This window comes from Xylocopilactobacillus apis (assembly GCF_033095965.1).
GTDB lineage: Bacteria > Bacillota > Bacilli > Lactobacillales > Lactobacillaceae > Xylocopilactobacillus > Xylocopilactobacillus apis.
Map to the genome: position 1 here is coordinate 2,000,331 of NZ_AP026801.1, position 26,739 is coordinate 2,027,069.

At 36.4% G+C, this 26,739-nt stretch carries 27 protein-coding genes; 7 read left to right on the top strand and 20 right to left on the bottom strand.

What is annotated here, in order from left to right; translation table 11 throughout:
* Nucleotides 1-12: 12 nt before the first annotated feature.
* The 8 genes from R8749_RS09580 to R8749_RS09615 all read right to left on the bottom strand — a co-directional run bounded on the left by R8749_RS09580 (nucleotide 13) and on the right by R8749_RS09615 (nucleotide 8,999).
* Entirely contained in the window at nucleotides 13-1,977 is a 1,965-nt protein-coding gene (locus tag R8749_RS09580) for a zinc ribbon domain-containing protein (RefSeq protein ID WP_317696335.1), read from the bottom strand.
* A 107-nt stretch (nucleotides 1,978-2,084) separates the two neighbouring features.
* Entirely contained in the window at nucleotides 2,085-3,251 is a 1,167-nt protein-coding gene (locus R8749_RS09585; RefSeq protein WP_317696337.1) for a DUF3324 domain-containing protein, read from the bottom strand.
* 167 nt (nucleotides 3,252-3,418) lie between these two features.
* Nucleotides 3,419-4,393 carry a BspA family leucine-rich repeat surface protein gene (locus R8749_RS09590; RefSeq protein ID WP_425613193.1) on the bottom strand — a complete coding sequence of 325 codons (975 nt, stop codon included), beginning with the start codon at nucleotides 4,391-4,393 and terminating at the stop codon, nucleotides 3,419-3,421.
* Between the two features lie 42 nt (nucleotides 4,394-4,435).
* The gene (locus tag R8749_RS09595) at nucleotides 4,436-4,927 is read right to left on the bottom strand and encodes a BspA family leucine-rich repeat surface protein (protein ID WP_317696340.1); all 492 of its coding nucleotides are present in this window, start codon (nucleotides 4,925-4,927) and stop codon (nucleotides 4,436-4,438) included.
* Nucleotides 4,928-5,005: 78 nt separating this feature from the next.
* Nucleotides 5,006-5,185: a hypothetical protein gene (locus tag R8749_RS09600; protein ID WP_317696342.1), complete on the bottom strand. Its 180-nt coding sequence runs from the start codon at nucleotides 5,183-5,185 to the stop codon at nucleotides 5,006-5,008.
* 219 nt (nucleotides 5,186-5,404) lie between these two features.
* A complete protein-coding gene (locus tag R8749_RS09605; RefSeq protein ID WP_317696344.1) occupies nucleotides 5,405-6,205 on the bottom strand; it encodes a WxL domain-containing protein in 801 nt (266 codons plus the stop codon).
* 144 nt (nucleotides 6,206-6,349) lie between these two features.
* Nucleotides 6,350-6,751, bottom strand: a complete 402-nt coding sequence (locus R8749_RS09610) for an LPXTG cell wall anchor domain-containing protein (protein WP_317696346.1) — start codon at nucleotides 6,749-6,751, stop codon at nucleotides 6,350-6,352.
* 103 nt (nucleotides 6,752-6,854) lie between these two features.
* Complete coding sequence (locus R8749_RS09615) at nucleotides 6,855-8,999, bottom strand: glycosyl hydrolase family 65 domain-containing protein (protein WP_317696348.1); 2,145 nt, start codon at nucleotides 8,997-8,999, stop codon at nucleotides 6,855-6,857.
* Nucleotides 9,000-9,211: 212 nt separating this feature from the next.
* On the opposite strand from R8749_RS09615, the gene R8749_RS09620 reads away from it, so the two are divergent.
* Together R8749_RS09620 and R8749_RS09625 are read left to right on the top strand one after the other, a co-directional pair.
* Nucleotides 9,212-9,667, top strand: a complete 456-nt coding sequence (locus R8749_RS09620) for a hypothetical protein (RefSeq protein ID WP_317696350.1) — start codon at nucleotides 9,212-9,214, stop codon at nucleotides 9,665-9,667.
* 95 nt (nucleotides 9,668-9,762) lie between these two features.
* Nucleotides 9,763-10,449 carry a class A sortase gene (locus R8749_RS09625; protein ID WP_317696352.1) on the top strand — a complete coding sequence of 229 codons (687 nt, stop codon included), beginning with the start codon at nucleotides 9,763-9,765 and terminating at the stop codon, nucleotides 10,447-10,449.
* Between the two features lie 130 nt (nucleotides 10,450-10,579).
* On the opposite strand, the gene R8749_RS09630 is transcribed toward R8749_RS09625, so the two are convergent.
* From R8749_RS09630 to pyrF, 7 genes are all read right to left on the bottom strand, one after another.
* The gene (locus tag R8749_RS09630) at nucleotides 10,580-11,290 is read right to left on the bottom strand and encodes a cyclophilin-like fold protein (RefSeq protein ID WP_317696355.1); all 711 of its coding nucleotides are present in this window, start codon (nucleotides 11,288-11,290) and stop codon (nucleotides 10,580-10,582) included.
* Nucleotides 11,291-11,479: 189 nt separating this feature from the next.
* Nucleotides 11,480-11,950, bottom strand: a complete 471-nt coding sequence (locus tag R8749_RS09635) for a cyclophilin-like fold protein (RefSeq protein ID WP_317696358.1) — start codon at nucleotides 11,948-11,950, stop codon at nucleotides 11,480-11,482.
* A 90-nt stretch (nucleotides 11,951-12,040) separates the two neighbouring features.
* Nucleotides 12,041-13,474, bottom strand: coding sequence for a PstS family phosphate ABC transporter substrate-binding protein (locus R8749_RS09640; protein ID WP_317696360.1), 1,434 nt, complete (start codon nucleotides 13,472-13,474; stop codon nucleotides 12,041-12,043).
* A 112-nt stretch (nucleotides 13,475-13,586) separates the two neighbouring features.
* Nucleotides 13,587-14,528: an alpha/beta hydrolase gene (locus tag R8749_RS09645; protein WP_317696362.1), complete on the bottom strand. Its 942-nt coding sequence runs from the start codon at nucleotides 14,526-14,528 to the stop codon at nucleotides 13,587-13,589.
* Entirely contained in the window at nucleotides 14,519-15,865 is a 1,347-nt protein-coding gene (locus tag R8749_RS09650; protein ID WP_317696364.1) for a hypothetical protein, read from the bottom strand. The genes R8749_RS09645 and R8749_RS09650 overlap by 10 nt, the downstream gene beginning before the upstream one ends.
* A 115-nt stretch (nucleotides 15,866-15,980) precedes the next feature.
* Nucleotides 15,981-16,610, bottom strand: a complete 630-nt coding sequence (pyrE, locus tag R8749_RS09655) for an orotate phosphoribosyltransferase (RefSeq protein ID WP_317698558.1) — start codon at nucleotides 16,608-16,610, stop codon at nucleotides 15,981-15,983.
* A complete protein-coding gene (gene pyrF / locus R8749_RS09660) occupies nucleotides 16,597-17,334 on the bottom strand; it encodes an orotidine-5'-phosphate decarboxylase (RefSeq protein WP_317696366.1) in 738 nt (245 codons plus the stop codon). Before pyrF ends, pyrE begins: the two co-directional genes overlap by 14 nt.
* A gap of 237 nt (nucleotides 17,335-17,571) precedes the next feature.
* On the opposite strand from pyrF, the gene R8749_RS09665 reads away from it, so the two are divergent.
* The gene (locus R8749_RS09665) at nucleotides 17,572-18,798 is read left to right on the top strand and encodes an MFS transporter (protein WP_317696368.1); all 1,227 of its coding nucleotides are present in this window, start codon (nucleotides 17,572-17,574) and stop codon (nucleotides 18,796-18,798) included.
* 8 nt (nucleotides 18,799-18,806) lie between these two features.
* Here the strand turns inward: R8749_RS09665 and R8749_RS09670 are convergent, their stop codons facing one another.
* Nucleotides 18,807-19,151, bottom strand: coding sequence for a carboxymuconolactone decarboxylase family protein (locus R8749_RS09670; protein WP_317696371.1), 345 nt, complete (start codon nucleotides 19,149-19,151; stop codon nucleotides 18,807-18,809).
* 50 nt (nucleotides 19,152-19,201) lie between these two features.
* On the bottom strand, nucleotides 19,202-20,092 hold the full coding sequence (locus R8749_RS09675) for a LysR family transcriptional regulator (RefSeq protein ID WP_317696373.1): 891 nt from the start codon (nucleotides 20,090-20,092) through the stop codon (nucleotides 19,202-19,204).
* A 132-nt stretch (nucleotides 20,093-20,224) separates the two neighbouring features.
* Between R8749_RS09675 and R8749_RS09680 the strand changes: the two genes are divergently transcribed.
* Both R8749_RS09680 and R8749_RS09685 read left to right on the top strand, forming a co-directional pair.
* Nucleotides 20,225-21,376 carry an MFS transporter gene (locus R8749_RS09680; protein WP_317696375.1) on the top strand — a complete coding sequence of 384 codons (1,152 nt, stop codon included), beginning with the start codon at nucleotides 20,225-20,227 and terminating at the stop codon, nucleotides 21,374-21,376.
* Between the two features lie 78 nt (nucleotides 21,377-21,454).
* The gene (locus tag R8749_RS09685) at nucleotides 21,455-22,327 is read left to right on the top strand and encodes a ribokinase (RefSeq protein ID WP_317696377.1); all 873 of its coding nucleotides are present in this window, start codon (nucleotides 21,455-21,457) and stop codon (nucleotides 22,325-22,327) included.
* On the opposite strand, the gene R8749_RS09690 is transcribed toward R8749_RS09685, so the two are convergent.
* From R8749_RS09690 to mazE, 3 genes are read right to left on the bottom strand one after another with little or no spacing between them, the layout of a single operon-like run.
* The gene (locus tag R8749_RS09690) at nucleotides 22,324-22,845 is read right to left on the bottom strand and encodes an HIT family protein (protein WP_317696379.1); all 522 of its coding nucleotides are present in this window, start codon (nucleotides 22,843-22,845) and stop codon (nucleotides 22,324-22,326) included. The genes R8749_RS09685 and R8749_RS09690 overlap by 4 nt on opposite strands.
* An 11-nt stretch (nucleotides 22,846-22,856) precedes the next feature.
* Nucleotides 22,857-23,198, bottom strand: coding sequence for a type II toxin-antitoxin system PemK/MazF family toxin (locus tag R8749_RS09695; RefSeq protein ID WP_317696381.1), 342 nt, complete (start codon nucleotides 23,196-23,198; stop codon nucleotides 22,857-22,859).
* Entirely contained in the window at nucleotides 23,198-23,428 is a 231-nt protein-coding gene (mazE, locus tag R8749_RS09700) for a type II toxin-antitoxin system PemI/MazE family antitoxin (protein WP_317696383.1), read from the bottom strand. The genes R8749_RS09695 and mazE overlap by 1 nt, the downstream gene beginning before the upstream one ends.
* Before the next feature lie 122 nt (nucleotides 23,429-23,550).
* Here mazE and R8749_RS09705 point away from each other — a divergent pair, with 122 nt between their 5' ends.
* Complete coding sequence (locus R8749_RS09705; protein ID WP_317698560.1) at nucleotides 23,551-24,156, top strand: sugar O-acetyltransferase; 606 nt, start codon at nucleotides 23,551-23,553, stop codon at nucleotides 24,154-24,156.
* Nucleotides 24,140-26,656, top strand: a complete 2,517-nt coding sequence (locus tag R8749_RS09710; protein WP_317696385.1) for an excinuclease ABC subunit UvrA — start codon at nucleotides 24,140-24,142, stop codon at nucleotides 26,654-26,656. The genes R8749_RS09705 and R8749_RS09710 overlap by 17 nt, the downstream gene beginning before the upstream one ends.
* Nucleotides 26,657-26,739: the final 83 nt, after the last annotated feature.

Genomic DNA, 26,739 nt, shown 5'->3' on the forward strand with positions numbered 1-26,739 from the left:
TCACTCTCTACGTTACTTTTTAAAATCAGGAAAGCTTTCAAAATTATTATTTTTCAAATCTTTATAAATATTAATCGTATAAGCTTTCGGAACTTCAAAACCAGAATTTAATGGATAAACATTTAATCGTCCATTACGATAAAGAATAAACTTCATCAAGTTATTGTCTTTCCCGCCAGAAAGATAGGTGATCAATCCTGTTGTCTGCTCCCCATTAGGAGAATCATAGAAGATTGTATTTAAATGTGCCATATTCTTACTTGGCATCTGATAAGACAATTGATCAGTAAAGTTTTGCAGAATCCGCTGGCGTACTTCTTTTCGAACTTTCGGCTGAGCCGTTAATCCTTCTTGTTTTACTTCTGGCAGAGCATCAGATTTTGCAAAAGCTGTAAAATCATGCGGCTCAATTTCGTCTAACAAAAAGATCTGCGTTTTCCCCTGCTGATCGTCACTTGTCAAAAAGTAATACAGTTTATTATTTTTCAATCGCAGTTCATGGCGATAATCACTCAAATCATCCGGTATCTGGCCGCCTTTATATTTAATTCTAGTAATTGGTTCTTTTCCTTGATGAAAATTAGAAATATATTCCGTCTCAACAAATTGCTGCGGGTTGGTTAAATATCTAATACTGCCATCATTGGACTTTCCTTGAACTATTGCACCTGTTAGTGCTGTACTGGTCCACCGTTTAACTTTTTTGGTGTCTCCATAAGGAACTTTTGCTACACCTACTGTCTCTTCGTAAGCTTGATCTGAAATAAAATTAAACTTAACAGTTTTCACAGGGCTATTAACGTCACTCTTTAGCTTAGCTTCCCAATAAGTACCGGCTAAATCAAAGGGAAAAGTCACTTGAGATTCTTTACTTTGATATAACTTCTTATTTTGATCACTCGTTATTCTTAGTGATAAATTATTAGAGAAAAGTTTTAAGCCAGAGACTTTGCCGTTAAGTTCTGCTTGACCATCGTTAAAATCAGCAGTACTCTCGTCCGTCTGAAATTTAACTGCTTGCCCATTAGCTAAAATCACTAAATTTTTTAGGGGAATTGAGCTGTGATTATAACCCGAAATTTTTATTGTAATTCTCTTGGGATCTGACTTAGAAGTTTTTTGATTTTCTTTACTAACAATTGTTGTTTTAAGATTTGAAAAATCCTTAACATCAATGGATTTACCACCAACTGTCGTTCTCACTAAAAAGTTAAATGCCAAAAAAATTCCTAAAATAATAATTAACGCCAAGAAAATTAGAACGACTATTTTTGCAGCCTTTTTTCTTTTATTAGATTCTTTTTGAGGTTCTTCGAAACTCACATTAGTAATATCATCAACAGGTGTATCGTCAAATTGTCCCTGACTAGATTTACTATTAATAGTATTTGTATACTCCGAAGAATCCGGTTGATTGAAATCTCTTATCGAGTCTATATTTTCTGTTGACGAATTCACTGACGGCTTAGATGAATTATACTTCTTTTTAATTGCCTCAGTTTGAATTTGATCAGCGCGTCTAGAATGCCTAAACGTATCTGTTTGGGGTGTCGAATAAGAACTCTTAGGTTTAGGATCACTTTGGACCACTTCAACTTTAGGAGCTGCGGTCTTCTTCTCTTCAACCGTTGGCTTTTCTTCAATCGTCTTAGATATAGAAGGTTCTGGTTCTTCATTAGTAACTGGTGTATTAGTTTCTGAGTTGTGAGACTGATGCGCAGAATAAGGTGTTCGACCATGCTCATTCTTAACTCCCGAGCCTCGATGCTGAAAAGAACGAGAATTTATCTGTTCATCATTTACTGACTCTTCATCAATTACATCTTGTTTCTCATTTTCCGGCACATATTTTGGAAGAACTTGACCCTGATCATTAGTCATGACCTTGCCTTCTTTCCAATCTTTAATGACAAAAAGACAGAAAGGGCAAATCTGAGCTTCTTCTGGGATAAGTTTCCCACAATTAGGACAATTCATTAATACTCTTCCCCTTTATAAACTACTTATATCATACCTCAAAAAATGAATATAATAAGAAAAACCTGAATCCAGTATTTTTGACTAAATTCAGGAAATTCTTTTTTTTAAACAGAGTTATTCTTTTTAGTACGACGAGCAAAGTACCAAACTACAAGGATTATCAGCAGAACTGCAAGAACTCCCAAAAGGATCCAGAGCCAAAGATAATTTGGCTTAATTCCCATTTGACGATTCAACTGATCAGCTTGAGCTCCCGTAATGGTAAAATCTTTCTCCATTTTATAATCGTACTTTTTATTAACCGATGTTTTATCTGGAACAGGCGTATCTCCATCAACTCTAATCTTCATCGTAATGTGATAGGTGCCTGACTGAATTGCCTGGTCTCCCCATTTAACTGGATACTTCCAAACAGAATTTGGAGCCATCTGGTTAGATTCCGTATCAGCAACCGTTCGCATTTTACTATTATCTTTCTTAGTAATAACCGTATGAGTGCGGAAATTAGAAATAATCCCAGGTTTAGTATTACTCACACTTACCTGCATATTTGCCTGTGCATTACGGCCGATCATTTCAACCTGCGGGACAACATTGCCTAGACGAAGTGTATCCTTACCCGTGAATTCATTATGTTCATAGGAACAATTAATGTTAAATATTACTGGAATCACATATGAAAATTTATTAACTAAAGACTGCTGTTTCTTGCTTTGCTTTTCAGTTGGATCGTAAGCTTTAACATTAATACCGCCTAAAATAGTTCCTTTAAATTCTTTATTAGGGATTTTAGCGACTAAAGAAACAGCAACTTGACCATTATTCACATCAGAGCTAGGATTTTTAACAATAACGTCATTATTTGGAAAAAGCGAACGAAAGTCAATCTTCTGACTAGAATCCATGGTCGGTTTCAATACACTATAAGTTATCCCCCCACTATCGTTAGTGGAACCAGTATAAGCAGAAATTCGAAAACTCCGCTCTTTTTTGGATTGATTGGTAATCAAAACCGTCGTTCGAACTGTTGAGCCCGGTTTAACATTGTTATACCATAAAACATCATTATGATTCTTATAATCTGCACCTGCTGAAGCATTATTATCAAAGTATGGCTGAACGAAAAAATTAGCCGTCGTTGGATTTGCATCATCTGCTTTGACAATTTTAAAATTACTAATGGAATTTAACCCTATCATCACTATTGTGATCAACATTAAAAAAAGAGCTCTTGATTTATTAACTCTTTGCTTTTTATTTAGTTTTAACACTACACTAAAACCTCCGAATTTTTAACCTTATTAATCATAACACATAGATTAAAAATCAAGATTTAAACATAAAAAAAAATCATCTATAATTTGCAACTAAAAAAATAAAAGTGCCCTTCACAATTGAAAGAGCACTCCTCTATAAAGCTAATTATTTAAAATTTATTTTATCTCGGTTTTACATTTACTTTAATTATTTGATTATCGCCGCCATCAAACGTTACTGTCTTCGGAGGAATCCCGTCTAATACATAGCCTCTTGGAACAAGATAGCGAGGCGTAAGTGTATCACCAATGTATCCCACATATCTTTGAGAGCCAACAACTTTACCGTTATTTATATACTGAACAGTAATTGTTAATTCCATTGGATCATAATAAATATCAATTGTACTATCTTGCGTATTACCATCTACACTTTGCGCTGGAACTAATGACTGTGTCGGTTCATAACCAAGGATCTTAGGTACATTGTATTCTTCCCATTGTGCTTTAGACCATTCACCATAAGTCTTTGATCCATCAGGATTATTTGTTACCGTTCGTTGAATCGTTGCACTTTGTTTTTCAGTTTTTACCGTGTAATCTGGATTATTTACATTAATTGTGCGGGTAACTACTTTCGTTTCAATTGTATTATCTGGTTCTGCATCCCAATCGTAAGTGGTGACCTGATCGCGATACCTCATACCCATTAATTCACTAGAAAGGTACTTTTTCCCTTTTTCGTATCCATTAGTTACAATCCAATTAGAAGATTTAACTAGTTTACTAGTCCCCAGTATTTTGGTTCCTACAGCAGGAACATCAGGAATAAAACCATCATATGGATAACTACCAAACATATATGTTTTCGGTCCTAATACTAAGTGATGAATATTATAAGAATAAGCTAAGAAATCTTCCACACTTGTAACCCGCGAGGTATCAAAATTAGAAAGATCCAACTCGGTCAGTGAAGTACATAAAGAAATTATATTTGCAACATTTTGTACTTTTGATGTATCAAAATTAGTTATGTTTAATTTAGATAAAGTTGAACAATCAGCAAACATTTCTTGCATTGTTTCTACATTAGATGTATCAAAACTTGATAAATCTAAACCATCCAGTGAATTACATCTGTAAAACATATAATTCATGTATTTAACACTTGATGTATTAAATCCACTTAAATTCAATTTTTAAAGAGTGGTATTTAATCCAAACATTCCATACATCGAATAAACTTTTGAATTATTCCATCCACTTAAGTCTAACTCTTTAAGCGAAGTACAGTTGTAAAACATTCTGCCCATATCGCCTACATTAGATGTATTGAGATTAGTTATGTTTAAATTGGTTAACGCTGTATCTCCCTCAAACATCTGATACATAGTTGTAACTTTAGAAGAATCAATATTGTTTAAGTTAACGTGAGTCAAATAATAATTTACCATAAACATCTGATCCATTTCCGTTACATTAGAAGTATCCCATTTACTAATATCAATTTCTTGTAATTTAGTATACCTAAACATTGCTTTCATATTGGTCACTTTAGAAGTGTCAAGATTCTCTAAACCCACAATTTCTTCTAAATTATTCATATCGTTAAATAGGTAAGAAGAGTCAGTCGGTGCAATAACACCGGGATCAATTTCGATTCTCGTTACTTTATAATAATAATAAAGCAATCTTTTTAACCCTCCTGATTCCAAAGTCCCTTTATGCAAACATAAAGTGTAAGTATCATCAGTATTACTGTGTAAATCTCATTTACTAGTTCCCCATAAACCACTTTCAACAATATTTCCAAGTGGTTGTTGAGGATTTTGAGAATCACGAGTTAGATTTGAATTAGTAGATTTTATAGCTCCACTCGGCGTATTACCAAAATTAATATCGGTTTCCGCATTAACTTTTTGGCTTGCTAAAGTTAATCCACAAAGCAATCCTGTAAACGAGGCACCAATAAGCGCTATATTAATTTATCTTTTTTTTATAAATACACTCCGGTAATTTTTATTTAAACACACTGCTAATAATATAGGATTTCGTTATTAAATTCAATATAATAACATTTTTATTTATTAACTAAAAAATAAGCAACCAAAAATTAGGCAAAAAAAAAGACCAACTTTCGTTGATCTTGATTTTATCTATATTTACTACTAAACACCAGCAGTTAATGTCCAGGTAAGAGGTGCATAGTAACCACCATCTGTAACTCCTTCTGGAATTTCTAATTTAGCTGAAGTTGGAGTGTTAAACATTGCACTAGTAACACCAACACCTTGATGCTCATTAGCAGTCCAGAAATCAGTATCAGAACCACCTGAAGTAAATGTTTTTGCAGGAGATGTTGTGTCTGCACCAGTAGGTGTAGGCAAGTTATTAGTAACACCAGCCATTGGAGCAAAGTTCTGAATATTGTTAGCAACAGCATTCTGTGCACCAACGCTACGGTTTACTGTTAAAGCCCAGCCAGTAGGTACAGTACCACTACCTTGTTTATGTTGGAAAGCACCCAATGAGAGTGACAATTTCCAACCATTCAAACCAGCTTTTGCAGTACCACTACCAGAAGTACGTGAATCTGCAACTTGAAGTAAACCAGTAGCTGGCTGACCAGGCTTTGGAACACCATCAATATACTGAGTTCCAGCATATTCACCTTTGTCATTATCCAATAAGTTTGAAGTTCCACCAGCAAAACTAGGCATGAAGTGGAAATTAGGAACTGCATTTAACTGCAAGAAACCAGTCTTGATGTAAACTGATGCTACAGAATAAGCTTTTGCTGTTCCTGAAGCAGCATTTGATTCACCAGAAGTGTAAACAGGTAATGTAATACCTGAACCTGCGTTACCATTAGTGTCATAACCATCAGCAGCGAAAACTGCTGCAGCAGGTGCCAATACGCCAGCAACAACGCCAGCAGTAGCTAAAAGAGCTTTTTTATTAAAATTCATTAGTATTCTCCTCCCAAATGAGAAATATATAATATTTTGTAAGCAGTACACTTACATTAAACAACTTACAATAAACATGATATCATGCTTATTTATTTTGTGGCTTCAAAAACAAATAAAAAAATTTGTTTTTTTGCCTTTTTACTACAGAAGATTGTATTTCTTCTTAGTGACCAACAAACCAAAAGATCCGACGATCATGGTTGCTCCTATAATCGGCAAAACTCCACTGACATCATCAGAGGTCTGTGGTAAATTACCATAACTAGCGTTCTTTACCTGAATTCCTCCATCTGTTGGTGTCTTTGGAACTTCATCTGTCTTCGGCTTCTCATAATGTTTCGTATTATCGACCTTTACTAAAAGTGCAGAGTCTTTATTCGTAACTTTATAGCTGCTCGTGTCAGATGTTGTCGCCTGATCACCGTCTAAAAGTGATTTTGCAAAACTACTCTTTGAAACGGTGAAGACAGTTAAACCAAAAACCAGGGTACCAGCAACAATGATCTTCCGCATTCTAATGGATGCTTTCTTAGTAAAAATCATCGAGTGCCTCCCCTCATTGATTTATTGTCACAAGTAAATTATAACAACGAGTTGACATTTTACAAACCAAAATTTGATAAACTATTTTCTTTTTCTGGCACTATCACAAAGGAAAGTCAACTGAAGCCCCATCTGACAAGACCTTTTGATTATTATTAACTTTTAGTGTCAAATCAGAACCATTTTTCATTAAAATCTGACAATTACTAGATTCCACCTTAATTCTCAGAAATCGATCCTGATAGATCAATGGAATTTCGTAGGATAATAATTTCTCTGGCAGCTGCGGATTTAAAACCAATCCTTCATTTTGGACTTGTAAGCCTAAAAATCCTCGACTCACTGCTAAACGTGTCACCGCTGCTTTATATCTATTAAATGAAGTAAACTGAGAGCTGCCTGATTCTAATAATTCAAGTGCCTGATCTATTTCACCTGCTAATCCCGCAGTCAACGCAGTTAATCCTTTAGAAATATCAGTATCATGGACTAAATATTTCTGGTAGAAATCAAAATTTGCCTTAACGTCTGCTTGATTGAAGTTCAATGAATCATAATAGAACGCCATAAAAACATCCGGCTTTTCAATGATCGGCGAACGGGCAATTTGGTCTTTAGACCACTTCTTAGCGATCGGCTGATCAAAAATTGTCAGCTTCTCAGCAATTTTCGAAAGATCTTTCTGTAAGAATTCATCGTCTTCTAATTTAATAGAAGAACCACTCACTTCAAATTCAGGCAGATACATTTTCTCAGCGATATTTGTTAACTCTTTGGTCGATCCCTCATCAAATTCTGCTGGAATTGTTTGAAGAATGTATTGTAATCCCCACTTGATTGAATAATTGGTCAGCCAATTATTATTGACATTCATTTCATATTGATCTGGACCGCTTACTCCTAAAACTACGTATTGCTCCCGGTATTCCGAATATTGGACTCTCATCTGCCAATACCTTGCACAATTTATCAAGAGCTCTTTACCCGTACTTTGAAGCCATTCTTCATCATCGGTAAATTCTAAATACTGCGCAATTGCAAAAACCAAGGCAGCGGTTCGATGAACCCCAAATAAGGCAATATCAGGATTAGGTTCACTTTCAAAGCCATCAAAAGTCAGTTCTGGTAAAAGTATGCCGTTAACTCCAGTAACTTTTGCATTTTCTATAAGTGCAGAGAGCTCACGAGCCCTTTCATTAAGCAGATCTTGCGCCTCTTTAAAATGACCGGTTTCTATAATAGCTGGTAAATAAAAAGCTTCATCGAGCCAACTCAAAGGTTTTAAGACTCCAAGTGCAGATAACAAGTGAAATGTATCAACCCGCACTGACTGCTGCAGCGCATTATCTCCTTCAATTATAATATCTGCTTGATTATATCTTTGTTCCCAAATTTCAGTATTCTGTGCTAACAATTCATCGAAGGTTAAGTTATCAGCTTCATCGCTTTCAGTCATCAAATTATTTGAAATTTCTTGATCAGATGCATGATCAAGTGAAGTTACAACAACGACCCTTTTCTCGAAATAAGTTTTCTGATCAGGCAGAATTGTTCCGCGAAACCAATTCTCTGCTTTATAATTAGAGAACTCCGTACTTGCTGCTGAGCGCAGATCAGTCATGTAATGTGCCATCGCACCAGCCATAAATCGTGGCAGGCCAAAATCATTTGAACGGGTAATTAAAACTAATGATCCAGCATTTCCTTGTGAATTATTGCTTAAAATTTCCCAATCATTTTCTTTACTTTCTTCATTATAGTAAGTATCCAAACTTGAATGAATTTCAATTTCAAGCGGGCGAGTACCAAGGTTATGAATTTCTAACTGGTTGACAAATAGATCGGGTCTTGCTGCACTAAGAAATCTTTTAAAACAAATGTGACATTTTATGTTGTCTCGAATAACCACGAAGCTTCTAGTTAACAAGCCATTATGTAAATCAAGATCAAGAACAAAATCTTCAATTTGATCAGCTGCAAAGTCAATTTTTTGATCATTGATTAAAATTTCAATCTTATTAAGATCAATAAATTCAGCTTGATAACCGGTATACCCTTTCGCCGTTGGTGCTGGTTTAGAAAGCCAGATATTTTGCAGTTTAACCTTATTGTTGTTTTCTTCAAACGCCCCGCTTATTTCCATTACTGAATTACTTACTGTTAACGCCTGCTCGTAATCCTTAATTTTTTCTGAATCCCACTTACCGGTAATTAAATGCCAAGGATCTGTTTCAAATAAGTTACTCATTTTAAATTCTCTCTTTCGCCACAATTTAGCCGTCTTTCTTTCAACATTTTACCATTTAGCGCAATTTTTAAATGATTCAGATTTTTTACACCTAACTTTTTTCTAATATTTTTAAAAAATGATTCACTTTTCTGTTAAAAATATTATTTATTCTTAACTTGTTAAGTAAAAAACTTAACGAATTATAAACTTTAAAAATTAAGAGGCCAATTATGAATTCAATCAAAAGATTATTAACTATCACCGGAGCCATGATCACAATTACAGGTGCTACTTCAATTGAAGCGGCAATCAATCCTAACAAAGTTCAAGCTGCTGCTGTAGAAAGTCATCACCCCTTAATTCTCCATGAACGAGATAAAACTTTTATTATTGAACGCTCAGAAAAACTTTCCAAAGATAAACCCGCAATGGGCGTATTGATTCCGCAACATGCCAAACCAGGGGATACAATTAATATTCATGATAATCATAATGTGGAAATTGCTGTATTCAAGCTTAATAATCCAGCTCGTGAGCACATTTTTGTCGTCTCCCCTAAATTCCACGAATCACAAGTTTATCAAATTAAAATTAACAGTGATTCTCAAAAAGTAAAAGCTCAGAAAGTTAAACTTCCTCCTCTGAGCAATTTCACAAAAGAAGATGAATCTAGTAAACAGCGTTAATTTTTAACTATTTTGACAAAACCCGGATTCTTTTTTAAAATTCCTGCATAGTGAAACTTTTCCTCCATGGTAAAATATGCTCAGAGGGTCAAAAATTGATAAAGAAACGACGCCGTTTAAATTGGCTTATTAATATTTTAATTTTCATTATGCTTATCTTGGGACTGCTCTTAGTCTTTAATGAACAGCTTAAGGTCTATTCAATTGAACAGATGACCTCCCACACAATGAAAGAAATGAATCGGGAACAAATCAAAAAAGCTGAGTCCGCTAAAGCTACCTACGAATTTGACAAAGTCAAAGCTTTAAGTACTGGAACTGTAACCATGAGCATGATTAGCGGCTATAAAGTCCCAACGATTGGGAAAATGTCTATCCCTTCAGTGCACATGAAGTTACCAATTTTAAAAGGACTAGATAATAACAACCTTTCGCTTGGTGCCGGAACCATGAAACCTGATCAGACCATGGGCAAAGGAAACTTTGCTTTAGCAGGACATTATATGACTAATCAAGGGGTGTTATTTTCCCCTTTAAAGAATGTTGGCAATGGCGACTATATTTATATCACTGATTTAAAACGGGTATACAAATACAAAGCTTACTATAAGAAAATTATTAACAAAACCGATGTTAATTGGGTTTATGACAGCAAGGGTGAAACTACCCTCACCTTGATCACTTGCGCCTCTCCAACTGAGGGCGAAGTTGATCGGATTATGATTCGTGCAGCCTATCAAGGATCCGGTCCTTACGACAGCAACAGTGCTAAATTATTTTAAAGAAGTTAGTATTTATATTAACTGGGGCTCTCGACTGAGATTTATCAGTCCGAGATGCTCCAGTTTTTGATTTGTTAAAATTACTGCACCAAAAAAGTAGAACCCGATTTCTTGAGTTCTACTTTTTTGATTAATAAGATTTGTAACTAGCGTAGGCGCCTTGGATCCATTGGTTCTTACCTACTCGGTAGAAGCCATTCTGTTTGCCAGATACCTTCCACCTAGTTCCGTGCTTCAATTTACGTCCAGGGTAAAATCCGCCAGTTGTACTTGCACTCTTCCAAAGATTAACGCCATATCCCTTTTTGTAGACGATTTTTGCTTCGCCTCGAAGAGGAGTTACCGTGTTAACTGGACTGGAAGGATTATCCTTTAAGATTTGAACATTAAAATCAGTATTTTGATCCCTTAAAGCTTTAATTGCCTCTGCCCGATCGGTTTCGGTAAATTTACCAAGTAGATGAATTCCAGGATAATAACCTACATCACCCCAATAGAGAACTAATCGCGGCTGAGGAGACCAATAAGCAATATCTCCCGGATTTGGATCAGCCCCCACAGGAGTCCCATTTGTACTCAGTGGTTTTTCTAAATCACTAATTTTTTCATCAATTCCTTGTGCCATTGCTGAAAATTTTAAAGTTAAAGGTAATCTTTTAGCTAACTGCTTCGCTGGAACACTATCATTTAGAACGGCATGATAATGGTGTCCTTCAATTATAACCACAATCGGGGTGCTTTGTTCTTTGCTTTCAGCTGCCGCATTAACACTTTGCGATACTGGAACTGAAGCTAATAGTACTAAGATTGTTGTGAAAAAGGTAATAATTGTCTTTTTCATTTTAACCTCCACATTTTTTACTATTAGCTTATAGCTACCCTATTTATATATCCAATACTTATGATTTATACGTATTCATAACTAAAAATTCTATTTAATTAGAACATTCCCAGCCACATCATCGATAATTTCTCCCGTCAATGAAAATTATTTTAAAAGGCCACCCCCAAAAGGTGACCTTTTTTGATGCTATCTTTTAATGATTCGAACCTTAAAATCATGTTTTTGCTGTTTTAAGGCCTTAATTGCTTTTACTCGATCAGCTTTACTAAATTTACCAAGCAGATGAATTCCAGGATAATAATCTACATCGCCCCAATAGAGAACTAACCGTGGCTGAGGAGACCAATAAGCAATATCTCCCGGATTTGGATCAGCACCTTCAGGAGTCCCTTTTGTACTCAGTGGTTTGGCTAGATCACTGATTTTTTCGTCAATTCCTTGTGACATTGCTGAAAATTTTAAAGTTAAAGGTAATCTTTTGGCTAACTGCTTGGCTGGAACACTATTATTCAGACAAGCATGGTAACGATGTCTTTTAATTATAACCACAATCGGGGTACACTTTTTCTTACTTGCAGCGTTAACACTTTGTGATTCTGGAACTAAAGCTAATAGTAATAGGAGTGCCGTAAAAATAGTAACAATCTTCTTTTTCATTTGAACCTCCACGTTTTTTACTACTAGCTTATAGCTTCCCTATTTATATATCCAATACTTATGATTTATACGTATTCATAACTAAAAATTCTATTTATTTCCAACATATCCACTGCGGTTAATTAAAATTTGACCCTCGTCACTTGTAAGCCAAGATACAATTTTTTTCGTATTTGGGGTTTGATCACTGCGGGTAATGACATAAAAATCAGCGACAAAAGGATACTTCCCATCTTTAATATTATTGATAGTCGGTGCTGCTCCATTAACTTTTAGAAGTTTAACATCATGTTGTAATTTCATCTGAGTGGCATAAAATCTAAACGAATAACCAATGGCGTTATTACTATTGTCATATCCTGCCACATCATCAATAATTTCTCCCATTGTTCCCGGCGCTTGAAATCTCATTGGTGTTGCTAATGGCTGACCCTTCATCACTAAAGATTTCATTGTAGTTTGGCTCCCAGATCCTTCTGAACGCTGATAAGCTTGAATTGGAATAAAACTTCCACCCAAACTAGCCCAATTAGTCGTTTTTCTTTGATAAATATTTTGAATTTGTTTAACAGTTAGATTATTAACTGGATTTTTGTGATTGACAAAAAAGATAAAAGCATCACTGCAGATCTTGACTTTTTTTAGTTTCACTCCCGCCTTTTTAGCTTCTTGCTCTTGCGACTTAGAAGGCTGAGCCATAAAGATTAAATCGGCCTTTTTGTGAATTAAGCGGTCAAAAGCAACTGGCGTTGAATCTACTCTTACTAGCTGTTCAGCTTGTTTTTCCGTTACTCCTGAGTACAGCTCCTGTACCATTGCCGCATACGTTGGATAGAGGGCAGTAGCTCCGTTAATTTTGGGATAATTGCTGCTTATTTTTACTTTTGACGGTCGATCTAAAGAAACCAACTTGTCACTTCTTGTGAACGGTTGGTACTGCTTAATATTTAAATCAGTTAGGTTATCAGCTGAATCAGGCGAGAAGCCAAGGTATCGGGCGCCCCGTTCAAATTGAAGAAAGCTTGGAACTAAAATAACTAAGACGATCCCTACCAAGACGGCAGCGTTTTGTAAGGTGAATTTAAAAAACTTACGTGCTTTAATTCGATACACAAGTAACCCAGCCAAACTTGACAAGAAGCTCGCTAGAAACATCCACGGAAGGGTATCTAACAATTTAAAACCCCAAACCAAAAATGCAGATAAATTATAAGGAAAAATACTAGCAAAGTAATTACCTGGGATTGCCAAATAATTATATTTCTTGATCAAAAGAACAACCGCAAATACTCCTAGATAATAAATTACTGCTAGAAATTGTGCTATAATTTGAGCTTTCCAATCGACAGAATCATATCTTCTATTGTAACGATACCAGTAGTAAATGTTTACAAGAATTGCTGGAATCATAGCCCACCACCAGATAAAACCTACAACTCCAAGCGAACCAACAATTAAAGGGGTCAAAATAAAACTACGAATTAAGAGTGTAATAAAATTGGGATTTTTGGTCTTATTGTTCATTGGCTTTCCTCCATTAGTTTATTTATCATCTCATAATAAATAAAACGTTTCCATTGTTTTATGGAAACGCCAAATTTCTTTACCTTTTATTAAAAATTAAGATCATCTTATTTTATTTCTTGCTGCTGCTTGAACTTTTAGATTTTGAACTGCTCTCGGTCTTACTTGAGCCTTCTTTTTTCTGGGGATGATGTTTTGGCGGTATATCGGTTTGATTTTGAATTCTTAAATTATTCAAAAGCGCATTGCTGCGGATAATCTGTACAACTTGCGGATTTTGAACCAAATCTGAGTGATCTGACTTGCTGCCCGTAACAGTGATTTGAGTATAATTCTTGACTTGATCTTGATAAATATACTTTCCTGCTTCGACACTCTGCCAAGGAACGATTCCATCATCAGTAAAATTAGTGCTTCCGGCAATTGAATACATCACTAAATTTTTCGGAATGGATTTACGATCATCGACCATATTGGCTAACATCTGGGTCTTTTTTTCGCTATCGGCTTCATTAAAGTTAAAAGGTGTTGCAATAGTGATTAACGTATTGATTCCCAGATCATCGCTACTAAAATATTTCTCTAAATAGAGAGTGTAAATCAGACCTCCATTAGAATGCCCGACCCCCGAAAAGTTATTGAAATAATAGTGTTTTCGCAAATACTTCATTGCAACATCGAACCACTTGGCCTGCTTTTTAATGTTGTCATAACCGTCAGAGTTATTTTTAAATCCAACAACAAAGAAAGGCTGAAGATCTCTAGGCATCAGTTTCCCCGTGACCGTCAAAGTATTATTTTTTTGAACTGTGATTTTAATAACGCTATGTTTTGTTGTACTGCTGTTAAGTTCACTAAAAAGATTATCAAAACGGTCGACTGTTGCATCACTTCCCGGAATAAAAATTACTGGTGAAAGCCGAGAATTATGGACATCTCGTGCCGATTTAACGTTATCGCGCATCCAGTTATAGCTTGGAATTGTAAGGCCAAGAAAGACGATCAAGACAGTTAAAAAAATGCCCGCATATTTTAATAAACGTTTTATTTGCATTCTAGACCTAATTCCTCTTCTTCACTGTATGATAAATAGTAACGATCTAATATTTTTAAAAATGGATAATAAATTGCAACAGAAGCTGCGATACACAAAATACTAACAAAAAGTGCAACCCAATTGCCGTTGGTTCCTAAAAATCCTAAAAGAAAACTCGGAGTCGTTGCGGGTGTTCCGTATACCGCTGGCGGCATCCATTTAAAATTAATAAAAATCCACGCAATTGCCATACTAATTAAAGGCGAGATTATATATGGAATAAAAAGAATTGGATTGAAAAAAATTGGAACTCCTACCATCATCGGAGAACTGATCGAACCGAGACTGCTGGGAATTAGACTGCCTAATGCAACTTGGCGCAAATTACGCCGTTTCGAGAAAAATAAAATTGCCACAATTAACCCTAAAGTTAAACCTGTCCCTCCAAAATTACCATAAGTTTCATACATCGTATGCATCGTAACCGGGTTCGGAACTTTAAATAAATCTTTATGGGCTAGCGCGTAATCTAAATTGGCAGTACTTGCCTGACTATTTATTCCCATCGTAATTGAGCTTAAAGATCCAGATAAACCAATAAATGAGAATATTCCATTAACGAGGGAAATAAAATAAATAAATATCATCGTATGCTTGAATTTGGATACTGGAATGCCAAGCAAGTTACTAAGGAAATTAGTCAAGTTCTTTTGGGGTGAAATATTTAAAGCAAAACTTACTAATGCCATCACAATTAAAATAATTGTCACGGGCAAAATAGCTTTTACTCCCCGTTCAACAAAACCATTCTCGTGCTGATAATTTTTCCAAATATGCTTTCTAACCCAAACTAATCCGTGATACCAATAAGCTACAATAATTCCAGTTAAAATCCCGATAAAAACATATCTAAAATCAAAGTTATTAAAATACAAAAGACTTCGATTATCTCCCATTGGATTTTCTAACATCCCGTAATTAAAATTAAGCAGAAAAGTTACCAAAAGGCCGCAGATGCCAACTACATCCTCGTCATCCTTAAAGCGTTTGGCTAAATATTTAGCGGCGAATAGACTAGCAACCAATGCTGTCATACTGACGGTTATCAGTTCAAGCCCATTAAGAATTATGCCTACTTGCCGATACATCGGAAACCACTGATCAATGTGATAAATATTAGAAAAGAATCCATCATGAGTGAAAACTGCTTGATGGATATATTTCATAAACGCACCTAATAAAATGAAAGGAAAAAGTGTTGAAAAAGTCTGAATGATCGCCTGATACGGCCTAAATGTACAAATTTTATGATTTAATTGAATTGTCCAGTCTGAAATTTTATTAAATTGCTTCAACAATATCTTTCCTCCATCGTAGTGATATCATACACTACTTTTGGTTAAGGATATATGTTATAAATATGAAAAAATCTGTCTGAAATTTCAAACAGATTAAATATTTTTCATTTTATTAACGCCAGCCCCATGGATCTTTGCGCCAAGTAAGGAGATCTTCTTTTTCATCTGATGTCAAAATATTTGACCTCTCAGCCTGTTCAATTAAAGCTGAATAATTAGTTAAAGTTACTAGCGGTAAACCAGCCTTTTTAAAATTGTCACTGCCAGCTGGCAGCTCATAAGTAAAAATGGCTGCAACGCCTAATACTTCAAATCCTTCTTTTTGTAATGCCTCTGCCGCTTTTAAAACGCTGCCGCCGGTAGAAATCAAATCATCGATTAGAACAACTTTTGCATTTTTATCGAGGTAACCTTCTACTTGTTTTCCTTTACCATGATCTTTAGGCTGTGATCTAACGTAACAAAGCGGCAGCCCTAATCGATCGGCCACACTAGCAGCATGGGGAATCCCGGCTGTTACAACGCCGCCAATTGCACTGACTGTTGGATACTTTTGCATAATTAAACGTGCAAGGCCGCTTGTAATGTGGAGACGAATTTCAGGATAGCCAATGGTCAGGCGATTATCTGTATAAATTGGTGCTTTAATCCCGCTCACCCACTGAAATGGTTCATCAGGCGATAGGGTTACGGCTTTAATGTCCAAAAGATCTTTTGCAATTTGTTGTTCAATTTCCATTATTGTCTGAGTCTCCTTTAAATTCTAATTTTACTTGTTTGTACGCTCTAAGCGGATCACTAGCTTGAGTAATCGAACGCCCAACTACAATCCCATTACTTCCTAATTCTGCAGCTTTTGCAGGAGTTACCACTCGTGCCTGATCATCTTTAGCATCACTTTCGAGTCGAATCCCCGGATTAATCGTTAAAAATTCTCTTGAAGTGCGCTCGTGGATCGATTTTGCTTCCAGCGCAGAACTAATGACCCCATCTGCCCCATTGTTAGCTGCTAACTGGGCTAAGTGGTCCACCGACTGAACCATCGTGTACTGATCATTTTGTAATGTTTCATGCATCGCAACTTCAGTCATCGAGGTCAGCTGAGTAATTGCCAGAAGTTTAGGAGTTACAATGCCTGCTTCACTAGCTCCTGATAATAAGCCATCTTTAGCAGCTTGAATCATCTGAGCTCCACCAAGACCCGTAACTGTTGTCATTTCAACTCCTAAGCGGCCAATCTGTTTCATCGCTTGATTTACCGTGTGCGGAATATCATAAAGTTTTAAATCAAGAAAAACATGCAGCCCCCGTTTTCTTAAATTAGTTATAAGCGCTGGACCTTCGCCATAAAATAACTCCATCCCAACTTTGACCCACAAATCTCTCTCTTTAGAAAAAGGCTCTAAAAATTCATAAACCTTCTCTGCACTAACAAAATCTAGTGCGATAATTACTGGCTTTTTCATTTTCCCTCCGCACAAAAAAAGAACTATGACCGCCCGTGTCAAGTTCTTAACAAGTTAATAACACTTTTGACCACACGGGTTCTTCCAAAAGTGTTTTTATTTTTATCAAGGTTACGCTACTAATTAAGCTTGGTCAAGTAAAAAAAATACTTGCGCCGTAATTTTTTTGTGGTAAAATTTTTCGCAGTGCAATCTGCGCAGGATGCCAATTAAACTTAAAATATTTGGAGGGTTGATATGGATCATCAACAAACTTCCCGCAACCAACGGCAGACAGTTCTGTCAACTAGTGCGGGCTTTGCTTTAGAAAATATGGATATCATGTTTTTGTCATTTGCTCTTACGCCTATCATCGCAACGCTCGGGATCAGTGGTGCTGCAGCAGGTCTTATCTCATCAATCACCAACCTAGGAATGTTGGTTGGCGGCGTTATTTTTGGTTTAATTGGAGATCGTATTGGAAGGGTCAAAACCTTTTCCCATACGATCTTTATTTTTGCCTTCGCGACCGCTGGAATGTATTTTGCAAAAAACATTTGGGTAATTTATATTCTTCGTTTTATTGCAGGAATCGGTGCTGGCGGTGAGTATGGAGTCGGAATTGCTTTAATTGCTGAGAACTTTCCGCAAAATAAAGTGGGACGAATTACTAGTGTTGCTGCGATTGGCGGCCAAGTCGGTGCAATTTTTGCCGCAGTCATGGCTGCAATTATTATTCCTAGATTTGGCTGGAATGCTCTATTCTTAGTTGGATTGCTGCCAGTAGTTCTTGCCTTTATGGTTCGTCATAACTTACAGGAGAGTCCCGAGTTTCTAGCAAGTAAAGAATCGGACGAAGGTAAAGAAAAAATTAGTCTGAGCGAATTGTTTACCACCGGCAGACAAGCTTATCAAACTATTGCCCTCATGTTTATGGTAATCGTTCAGATTGCTGGATATTTCGGCTTAATGAACTGGCTTCCTTCAATTATGCAAAAACAGCTGCATATTAATGTCTCTGGTTCTTCGATTTGGATGATTTCTACCATCATTGGAATGTCAATCGGGATGATGGTTTTTGGAACTATTCTCGATCGGATTGGTCCAAGAATGGCATACAGCATTTTCTTAATCGGTTCTGCATTATCAGTATTTTTAATCACGCTGGCAAATAATGAAATCACCTTAATTTTAGCGGGTGCTGTTTTAGGATTTTTCTCAAACGGAATGTTTGGCGGCTACGGTGCAATCATTTCTCAACTATATCCTACTCATATTAGAGCGACTGCTAATAATTTAATCGTCAATGTTGGCCGCGCAATCGGCGGATTTTCTTCAGTAGTCATCGGATTTCTAATGGACCACTCGAATCTGACGGTTACGATGGGATTTCTTTCAATCCTTTACATTGCTAGTCTTTGTGTGATGTTTTCAATTCCCGCTCTTAAAGGGTTAAGTCTTAAAGAAAAAGAACGCTTAGAGTAAAACGTTCTTTATTTTTGATCTTGTAAATATTTAGCAATTGATAATGCCTTAGCACCGTATACTGTTGAAGGACCACCACCCATCAGAATTGCAACGTTAACCACATCTGCTAATTCTTCAATTGTAGCGCCGTTTTCTAAACTGTTTTTTACATGTCCTCTGATACAGCCTTCACAGCGAACTGCCACGGCAATGCCTAATGCAACCATTTCTTTTGTTTTGGTATCTAATGCTCCTGGCTTCATCGTAGTATGGACTAATTCACCAAATTTCGCCATTTCTTCTGGTGATGCAGCTTGTAAAACTGCTGATTCTTCATCAGCCTGTTCATAATCTTTTGTATAATCTAACATCTTACCTACCTCCTATGATACTTTAATTAAAACGCAAAAAGAAAAGGCTTTCAATCTTGTTTTAAAGATTTATAATTTTGTTTAATAAAATCTACAAAGGCTCTAACTATTGGTGTCATTACAAAATTTTTCCGCCAAGCCAAAAGATGCTCAATTTCTTTTCGCGGAGTAATAGGAATAAAAGTTAGACCATCCACTGGCCGAGCAAGATAAGATCCGGCAGAACACATTACAAAGCCCCAGCCCAACTTTACAAGCGGCAAAGAATTGCTAACCAAATTCTGAGATCCTACAATATTTAATTCACGCTCAGGCTCCTGCAGCCAAGACATAATTTCATCTTTGACTATTGTTCGTCTTGGGACAATTAAAGGCAGATAACTTAGTTCGGTTAAATTAATTTCCTTTTTCTGAGTCAACGGGTTTGAGCTAGGAACTACGATGCCCCAATAATCTTCAATTTCTAAATTAATAAATTCATACTTTGCAACTTCGACGGGTGCTAACAAAAATCCTAAATCAAGGATTCCGCGATCAATTTTTTCTCTAATATCGTCACAATCTGCATCATATAATGCAAATTGCACATGCGGAGCTTTATCCCTAAAGGACATCATCGCTTTGCTTAAGAAACTGTCGATCTTTGACTCAACACAACCAATTGCAATTTCTCCCCGTAAATCATCTTCTGGCAGCACATCATGAGCTGCCTTTTTTGTTAAATCAACAATCTGCTTGGCTCTTTCTTGAAAAATTATACCTGCACTCGTCAAAATCATCATTCTATTTTGCCGATCAAAAAGCTGCACTTTCAATTCTTCTTCTAATTTTTGAATTTGCCGGCTTAGATTGGGCTGAGTTACATGTAACTCACGGGCTGCTTTTGAAACATTACCTAGTTGTGCCACCTTTAAAAAATATTCTAAAATCCTTGTCTCCATTAAAAATCCTTTCCTTCACAGCAACATATTATGCCAAATAAGTATCGTTTTCAACTACTTATAAGCATTTAACATTGAAGAAATCGTTAGCTAAGATGTTAACAACAAAAACATAAGGAGTCTTAGATTATTTTGAAGCCAAAAAAGTTGTTAATTTTCACTTTAGCCTTTGGAACTTTTAGTATTTTAAATACTGAAGTCGGAATTGTTGGAATTTTACCCGTTATTGCACACCATTTTGGCGTTAGCATTTCGGATGCAGGATTACTCGTAAGTTTATTTGCAATCGTAATTGCAATTTCTGGTCCAATTATGCCCGTTATTCTTAGCAGATTTGAAACCAAAAAAATTCTTCTGTTAACTCTCTGGATTTTTGTTTTGGCAAATTGTTTATCAGCAATTGCTAGTAATTTCACAATTGCTATTATTGCCCGTCTAATTCCAGCAGTTTTTCATCCGGTATATTGTTCCTATGCTTTAACTTTAGCAAGCAGTTCCGTTGCTCCTAAAGATTCACCTAAAGCTGTATCTCGCGTTATGATTGGCGTATCTTCCGGCATGGTCCTTGGAACTCCTATCGCCACGATCATTGCTAATCATCTATCTTATAGCGCTGCAATGTATTTTTTCGCGCTAGTAAGTCTTTTAGCCGTAATTTTAAACACCATAGTTTTACCAAAGAAAACTATTAAGCGCTCATCAGGAAAAAGAATATCTTTAAAATCAGTAATTAAAAAACGATCTCTTTGGCTTTCAGGTGCTGGAACTATTGCTGTTGAAACTTCACTTGCCCTGGTTTATAGCTACATCTCTGATTATCTAAGCCAAGTGGCTCATTTTAATGCTAATCAGTTAAGTACTGCGCTTTTTGCTTTTGGTATTACAAGTGTTCTCGGTAATTTAATTGCTGGATTTGGTCTTGGAAATTTTCCACAGAAATTTATGATCCTTTTCCCTTTTGTATTAGGGACAATTTATGTGCTTGACCCGCTTTTAAGCAAAAATTGGATTTTAATGCTGATTCTGGTTTTAGTATGGGGCGCCGTTTATGGCATTGGCAACAACATTCAACAATATTTAATTTCTTCAGCCATTCCTGAAGCCTTAAACCTAGCTAATGGGCTCTTTATTTCTTTAGGAAATGTCGGAACAACCCTCGGTACCACAATAGGCGGAATCTTACTGGGAAAATGGGGAGTTGGAACTTTACCTTATGGAGGAGTTGGCGTCCTTGTAATAACCTTGTTCATTATTCTTTTGCGTAATCAAATAGTTACTAAATAGTTAAGTTAAATTTTTGAAGTTGTTTCGCATAACCTTGTTTGTTATATTGATCTTAAATAACGAATAGGAGCACTTAAAATGAAAAAAATTGCAGTGGTCGGCAGTGCCAATATGGATTTAATGCTCACGTTAGACCGCTTCCCAGAGGTTGGCGAAACCGTTCTCGGTAAAAATTACCAATATACTTTCGGCGGTAAAGGAGCCAATCAAGCAGTTGCTGTCAAAAGACTGGGTGGGGATGTTAAATTTTTTGCTCGTTTAGGAAAAGATGACAACGGACAGAAAATGGAAAATAATTTCAAAAAAGAAAACCTGCCCGTTGTAATCGCTCATTCCAATCTTCACTCTGGCTTTGCCACAATTATTAATTTCCAACAAGACAATCGAATTATGGTTTTTTCCGGCTGTAACATGGAATCAACTCCAGAATACGAGCAGCAAATTCAAAACCAATTAGCTGAGTTTGATTTAATTCTTTTACAATGTGAAATTGCCCCCAGTCTTAACTTTGCAGTTGCTAAATGGGGGCACGAGCACGGCAAAACTGTAATTCTTAATCCAGCTCCCGTTGATAAATTTGAAACTCGCATTTTACCTTATGTCGATTATCTCTTGCCTAATGAAACAGAAGCTGCTTTGATTTTAAAAGAAAATCAAAATCTAGATTTAAATAAAATTATTACAACTCAAGGCAGCCTCGGTGCTTCTTACACAAAAGACAATAAACAATATCTGGTTCCTGCTCTTCATGGTCTTAACGTTGTCGATACGACCGGTGCCGGAGATGCTTTTGTCGGAGGCTTCGTTTACGGGCTCGCCAATGATTATCCAATTTCAAAATGTGTCATGTGTGGTAATATTACTGGCGGTAAAAATACTGAAAGCCTTGGTGCAACAACCGGCATGATTGATCAAAAAACTTTAAACGAATTACTAAACTCTCAAGCTTAACTGAGAGTTTTTTCTTGCTTTAAAACTTCATCGAGTGCTAAATTAAGCTGATTTTTCATCTCTGATAATTCATCATCATTGGGTTCATTATCTTCAGCATACATTATCTCTGGATTTAGCCACCACACTGGCCCCGAAGAAGCTGGATTATTTCTTTCAACTTGCTTAAAAAAAGGCCAAACATCTGAATTTGAAAGTGATAGATCTCCTTTACGCCGCGCAAATAAATGCCAATGCAGATGAGTGTCCCCATTGCCTAAAAGTTCATAATTAATTTTATCGGCATTAAAAGCTTTGCTGCAAGCCTCAGCAACTAATGACATCTCATTTAGAAACTCTAACTTTTGAGCTTTTGGCAAATGAAAAAGTTCGGTTTGATGTTCTTTAAACAAAAATAAAGTATAGCCTTTAAAATATTGGTGATCTCCAATCACTACATAACCCGTGTTTAGCTCCCGCACTAAATATTTATTCGTTCCTGATTTGATCTGATCGATGCGGTGACAAATTTCACACATTTACTGCTCCTTTAGAAAATATATTCAATTACTTCTTCAATTTGAGAAACATCATAGTCTGGCAGCTTTTCAATATACTGTAATTCCCTTTTTTGAAAATCTAACGACTTAAGCTGTGAAATTATCACCTGTCCGGCAGTTTGAATTTCATCCGGCAGCAAATAACGGTTGGCCTGATCTTTAATCGTTGTCGTAATTGGACAAATAATTGCAAAAAGAGTCGTTCGATTAAATTCATAACGAGAAACAACTAATCCTGGTCTTCTTTTTTCAATTTCTTTGCCCGTAGAAGGGTCGAAATTAATCCACACAATGTCACCTTTTTCAGGAATATAATTTTTTTCTTCACTCATTACAATAACTCATTTCCTAAAGGATTAATTTCTTCCCACTCATCTGCTTCATAATACTCGCCATCATGAAGATCCTTAAAAGGGTCTTTTAATTTTGGCTGTAAAACTATCGACCCATCCTCAAAATAAATTACCTTATATTCCTGATCTACTGGGGGTTGCTGTCCATTTACTTTTGGTAATTCCACCATCACAGAGTTGCCATCAAGATATGATTTAGTTTTTAACATTTTTCCCGCTTTCTTCCATTATATGGATTAAGAATAAACTTTTACTCACGTTCTAATATAGTTCATAATATATTAAAACATTAAATTTTAGGAGTCTTATTTTGGGAAAAGAATTAGAAAATATGTTAAATGGCAAATTATACCGGGCTGGAATTGATCCAATTGCTTGTGAACGTTCAGACCGGGCAAAAGTGCTTACTCGACAGTTTAATGAATCAACTGAGTTTGACCGTGAGTTTCAAACTCAATTACTACAAAAACTTTTTAAATCCTACGGTGAGCACGCATATATCCGTCCGCCTTTTCACACCGATTATGGAGCTCACACCACAATTGGTGCTAACTTCTATGCTAATTACGACTGTATTTTCTTAGATATCGCCCCCATCACGATTGGTGATAATGTCCTCTTGGGACCTCGAGTTGGACTCTATACCGCCGGTCACCCCCTTGATGCTGCAATTCGCAGCGAAGGTCTTGAATATGGATATCCAATTACAATCGGCAATGATGTTTGGATTGGTGGTAATACTGTCGTCAATCCGGGTGTCGCGATTGGCAATAATGTAGTAATCGGATCAGGTTCGGTTGTGACCAAAAATATCCCTGATAACGTAATTGCAGTTGGTAATCCATGTCATGTGCTGCGTCCAATCACTGAAGATGATCGTGCTTACTGGCAAGCTCAAAAAGATCTTTACGAGGCAGAAAATGAATCCCAAGATTGATCAAATTGAAGTCGTTGGTGCAAAGGTCAATAACTTAAAAGATATTGACGTCAATATTCCTTTAAACCAATTCGTTGCAATTTCTGGACTTTCTGGTTCGGGAAAAAGTTCCCTTGCAATGGGGATCTTATATAATGAAGGATCACGTCGTTATTTAGAAGCACTTTCAACGTATACCCGCAGAAGAATCGGTCAAAGCCGTCACTCTGATGTTGAATCGGTTAAACATATTCCTTCTGCTTTAGCTTTGCGGCAAAGACCGACTATTCCCTCCGAAAGATCAACGGTTGGTTCTTTAACTGAAGTGTTTAATCTAGTCCGTTTGATTTTTTCGCGTCTAGGTTCCGTTGTTTGTCCCAATGGTCATCGATTAAAACCAACCCTAAAAATTTCTCAAGCCATGGATGTCCAAGGTGATGAGATGGGTTTAATCGTTTGTCCTACCTGTAAGGTCAAATTCATGGCTAAAGGTGCTGAAGATTATGCCTTTAATTCTGCGGGTGCCTGTCCCGAATGTCACGGGTTAGGTGTTGTTAGAACTTTAAATGAAGATTTACTAATCACCGACGAAAATCTTTCAATTAAAGATGGTGCGGTTGGTTCTTGGCACCTACCAGGACGAAATTTCATGCCAACAGTTGCTGCTGCAATGGGTGTTAAAATTGATATTCCCTACAAAGACCTAAGCGCTAAAGAGAAAAATATCGTCATGCATGGAGAAAGAAAACATCTTCCCGTAGATATCCCTAGTGCTAACGGCAGAGTGTTTCATATGGATAATGCCCTCTATGAAAGCGCTTATAATGCGGTCTACGATTCATTAAAAACTTTAACAAATGAACGTTCCATTGCCAGAATTAATAAATTTTTTCACTTTTCAACCTGTCCAGTCTGTCATGGCTCTCGCCTAAATCCTGAACTCTTATCAACTCAAGCAGCAGGTCTTAATATTGCTCAAGTTGCCAACCTTGAATTAGCACAATTAAGAGATTGGGAAGATAAAGTAAAAAAAGAACTGCCTGAAAACATGAAGAAATTGGCAAATAACCTTTTCACTGAATTTAATGATGATTTGAGTCCGCTTTTGGAATTGGGTCTTGATTACCTAAATTTAAACCGTAATGGAAATAGCTTATCCACCGGAGAACTTCAGCGAATTCAATTAGCAAGAACTCTTAGGACTGAAACCACCGGTGTCCTTTACGTCCTAGATGAGCCTTCAATTGGTTTACATCCAGACAACATTAGAGGTCTCTTAAATGTGTTTAAAGAATTAATCGCTCAAGGAAATTCTTTAGTTGTGGTTGATCATGAGGTGGATATCATAGCTGCAGCTGACTGGGTAATTGAGATTGGACCGGGATCAGGAGAAAACGGCGGACAAATTATTGCTGCTGGAACTCCAAAACAATTAACAAATAATGCTCAGTCAAAAATCGGACCATTTATTTCAGGAACTGCAAATATCGTTGCCAAAAAGCATCCTGTTAAAAATCCGACCAATGAATTTACTACTTTAAAAATTAACAACTATTATAATCTTCACCACGTTTCGATCAAAATTCCCAACGAACAAGTTACTGCCGTTACTGGATTTTCTGGTGCCGGCAAAACCAGCCTCATTATCGATTCTTTGGTCCCAGCAATTAAAGCAAAAAAACAAAAACAGAAAATGCCTTCACAGATTGCCAATTTAACAACCAGTTTAAAAGATGTTGTTAGCGTTGATGCTAGTCCAGTCGGCAAGAATACCCGCTCGACTGTTGCAACTTATACCAAAATCATGGATAATCTCCGCCAACTTTTTGCAAGGCTGCCTGAATCTAAAAAGCGCAAGTACACAATTAGTAATTTTTCTTATAATAATAAAGCTGGCGCTTGCCCGCAATGCGGAGGAGTCGGTACTATTAATCTTGATATCCAATTCTTAGCTGATATGCAGGAAATCTGCCCTACTTGTCACGGTGATCGCTTCAAACCAGAAATTCAAGCAATTAAATGGCATGGATATTCTATTGTAGATTTATTAAATATGTCAGTTTATGAAGCTTTAAATGTGTTTAAAGAAATTCCAAATATTGAGCGGGAACTTCATTTACTACAACAAGTTGGTCTATCATATCTTCATCTTGGAGAAAGTACTCCCACTCTTTCAGGCGGTGAAGCTCAAAGATTAAAGTTAGTAAAGCATTTAAGTAAGAAGCAACGCGAAACGTTATTCGTTTTTGATGAACCAACCATCGGTCTTCATCCGCTCGATGTTCAAACTCTACTGACAATCATTGACCGCCTGCGCTGCAATGGTGCCACAATTATTATCATTACTCACGACTTAGATTTAATGATTAATGCTGATTATATGATTGACCTCGGTCCAAAAGGCGGAGATGACGGAGGGAAAATTGTTGCTTGCGGTAATCCGCTCGACTTAATTAAAAAACCAGAAAGTCTAACTACTAAATACCTTGCTCAGCATGCCAAAAAATTTAAGATTAAGTAAATTCAAAAATTAGTTTTAATTTTTTATTTTTTGAACTTGATTTGGTTTACAATTAATTATAATTTATATTAGTGAATTGTCTT